The organism is bacterium, from assembly GCA_040753555.1.
Lineage (GTDB): Bacteria > UBA9089 > UBA9088 > UBA9088 > UBA9088 > JBFLYE01.
Genome location: JBFMDZ010000249.1, coordinates 1 through 2673, shown reverse-complemented (window position 1 = coordinate 2673; position 2673 = coordinate 1). Strand labels below are relative to the sequence as shown.

Sequence of the window (2673 nt, the reverse complement as noted above, 5' to 3'; positions counted from 1 at the left end):
ATAAGGTGTGGTTTGTGCTATTCCTCCTGTAAATTCAAGGCAATTGCTGTGGATTAGGAATGGAGGGAAGAATTAATATAATTGACCAAGGATTTCTTATGAATTCCTCTCTTTCTTCTCTATCCTTAATATCATAACAAGTCAGTGATTAGTGGTCACTTTTTCTCTATTGACCTGTTTTTCTTGCAGGGTGAATAGTTACTTGTTTTTTTGCTATAAAAACATTAATACTTGAAAACAAATTTTATTTCAGTATACAAGATAATGCAAAAAAGGCTTGTAGAATATCAATGGATAATATAAAATATGGTTTAATGATTGACCTACATACACATACAATATTCTCTGATGGAGAGCTTATTCCTTCAGAGCATGTACATAGGGCATATGTAAAAGGGGTGAAGGTTTTAGGGATAACAGACCATGTGGATTTATCAAATATTGACTTTGTAGTGCCAAGAATAGTCAAGGTTTGCGAAGAACTTAATAAAAGATTTCCTATCAAGGTTATTCCAGGGTGTGAGCTTACCCATGTTCCTTGTGATACAATACAAGAATTAGCAGATTATGGGAGGAGCTTGGGTGCAAAAATCATTGTTGTTCATGGAGAGAGCATTATGGATGCTGTTCCAGCTGGAACAAACCTTGCTGCTTGCAATTCCAATATTGATATATTGGCACATCCAGGCTTGATAACAGAGGAGGAGGTAATTCTTGCCAAAAAAAATGGGATTTTTCTTGAGATAACAGCAAGGGCAATTCATAGCTTTACAAATGGTCATGTTGCGAGCCTGGCAAAGAAGATAGGGGCAAGCCTTGTTTTAGATACAGACGCTCATACATCAAATGAGTTTATAGACCTAAAAATGGCAGAAAAGATTGCTTTGGGATGCTGTGTTTCCCTTGAAGAGCTTCTTTCAAACTCAACATCCCTTGTAAAGAAAGCGAAATAGTATGTTTAGGTATTTTATACTAAAAAAGAAGTGATTTTAGTAAAGTATGTGTTTAGCCTCTTAAGGAAGCGTGAAAATACAAGGATTTAAACAGCGGCGACAACGCGTGCCTGCCCTTTCTTTAAGCGTAAGTGAAAGGAGGATCGGCTTTAGCTTAACACAGCTGTTCTTGGGACTTGTCCCCTCAACACATATATGATGGAAGGAATTGGAGGTGTTGGGGAGCGATGTGGTTGTATTGCAATAAGAGAAGAAGGTTTTGTTTCTTTGGCTTTGAAGCTAAAGAATGAGGATGTTCTTTCCATCCCATTTTTGTTGGTTTCCTATCGATTTGAGCTTTATAAACTCCCCACCTATCCTATAATAAGGCTTTATTTAGAATTATCTGACCGACCCGAAAAAGACCCAATAAAAGCCGAGGCTTTGTTTTTTTTAGAAAAAGACAAAGAAATGCTTGATGCTTTATCTATTCAGTCCTTACTTAACCTACATTTCTTCAATGAGGAAAATAAGTATGTTTCCTCTAAAGAGATACCTTTCTTTGTCTCACAGAGGGATATTTTAAAGGAAGCAAGGAAGGATGCAGAGGATTTTCTTTCTTCTCTTTTAAAGCCAAATATAAACCACGCACTAAAGGATTTTTATTCTTCGTTTCCTTTGTAAAAAGTGTCTTTGTTTCGCTCTTTTAGAAGCTTCTTTAATATCTTTAAATCCTCTTTATCCTGAATGCGATCTGTTCCTTCCTTTGTTTTAATAAGGCTTTCAAGCCCAATCCAGTTTGCCATCACATCAGTGTATAGCGCACATTCCCTTTCCCTCCATGCTTTCTCAAAGCGCACATTTGGAATCTTTTTGAGAATATCTATTCTATTTGGTTCAATTCCTATCTGGACTATCTCATCAGGATGTCCTACGGACAAAAGCCAGGGACTTCCAAATTCAGCTAGTGCCTGGTTGGCCTTTTCGATATTGGCCTTTTTTGGCTCAATAAATATATCTAGGTCTTTGGTATACCTTGGAATGGCATGATAAGCAAAGGCATAGGCTCCTACTATCAAATAACGGACTTTATGTTTTTCAAATAGCCTAAGAAAGTCCCTAAAGTCCTCTGTGGCATCTATTCTTTTTGGCATGCAATATCGTCTTTAATTCTTTCCGCAAGCATTCAAGGGCATAGATTCGCATTTGGGGAGTCTTACTAAGCCAGAATTTTAAATCCCATTTCTTTGCATCATTAAAATCCTTTGCAATATGCCAAACTATATTCTTTTTTCTTTTTTCACTTCTTTCCTTTAACCCCATTTCTTCAACAAATCTAACCCTGATATAAATTTAATAATATCAAAATTCTCCTTTTATGTCAATTATAAAAATTTCTCTAAAGTTTTTTTAAAAATTTGCCGATAATATATGAAAGGGTTAATTATAAAAAAAGAGGAAAAGATATTGGTAGCTTGCAACCCAAAATCTTTTCTTTTCCCCTTTTGGATTATATATCGGCAAAACGATGAGAAAACTTAAGGATTAAATTACAAGGATTAAGGATTAAGTTATAAGGATTAAGTTAAAAAGATGAAGAATTTTTGTGATTTGAAGGTATGGCAGAAGGCACATCAATTAGTTTTAGAGATATACAAAATTACTGTTCAATTTCCTGATAATGAGAGGTTTGCTTTAGTTTCTCAAATTAGACGCTCATCTGTTTCTATTCCGGCTAATA

At 35.3% G+C, this 2673-nt stretch carries 4 protein-coding genes; 3 read left to right on the top strand and 1 reads right to left on the bottom strand.

The window, feature by feature from the left end:
• Nucleotides 1-290 precede the first annotated feature (290 nt).
• Nucleotides 291-953, top strand: a complete 663-nt coding sequence (locus AB1630_12040) for a histidinol phosphate phosphatase domain-containing protein (GenBank protein MEW6104523.1) — start codon at nucleotides 291-293, stop codon at nucleotides 951-953.
• A gap of 195 nt (nucleotides 954-1148) precedes the next feature.
• Complete coding sequence (locus tag AB1630_12035; GenBank protein ID MEW6104522.1) at nucleotides 1149-1616, top strand: hypothetical protein; 468 nt, start codon at nucleotides 1149-1151, stop codon at nucleotides 1614-1616.
• Here the strand turns inward: AB1630_12035 and AB1630_12030 are convergent.
• Nucleotides 1595-2086, bottom strand: a complete 492-nt coding sequence (locus tag AB1630_12030; GenBank protein ID MEW6104521.1) for a hypothetical protein — start codon at nucleotides 2084-2086, stop codon at nucleotides 1595-1597. The two genes, AB1630_12035 and AB1630_12030, sit on opposite strands and share 22 nt — an antisense overlap.
• A gap of 439 nt (nucleotides 2087-2525) precedes the next feature.
• Here AB1630_12030 and AB1630_12025 point away from each other — a divergent pair.
• Nucleotides 2526-2673, top strand: a 148-nt coding sequence (locus AB1630_12025) for a four helix bundle protein (protein ID MEW6104520.1), incomplete at its 3' end; no start/stop codon positions are given.

What these genes read in the sequence shown, in the direction of transcription:
- AB1630_12030 (MEW6104521.1), bottom strand. Translation starts at nt 2,086, where the DNA reads ATGCCAAAAAGAATAGATGCCACAGAGGACTTTAGGGACTTTCTTAGG.
- AB1630_12040 (MEW6104523.1), top strand. Translation starts at nt 291, where the DNA reads ATGGATAATATAAAATATGGTTTAATGATTGACCTACATACACATACA.
- AB1630_12035 (MEW6104522.1), top strand. Translation starts at nt 1,149, where the DNA reads ATGATGGAAGGAATTGGAGGTGTTGGGGAGCGATGTGGTTGTATTGCA.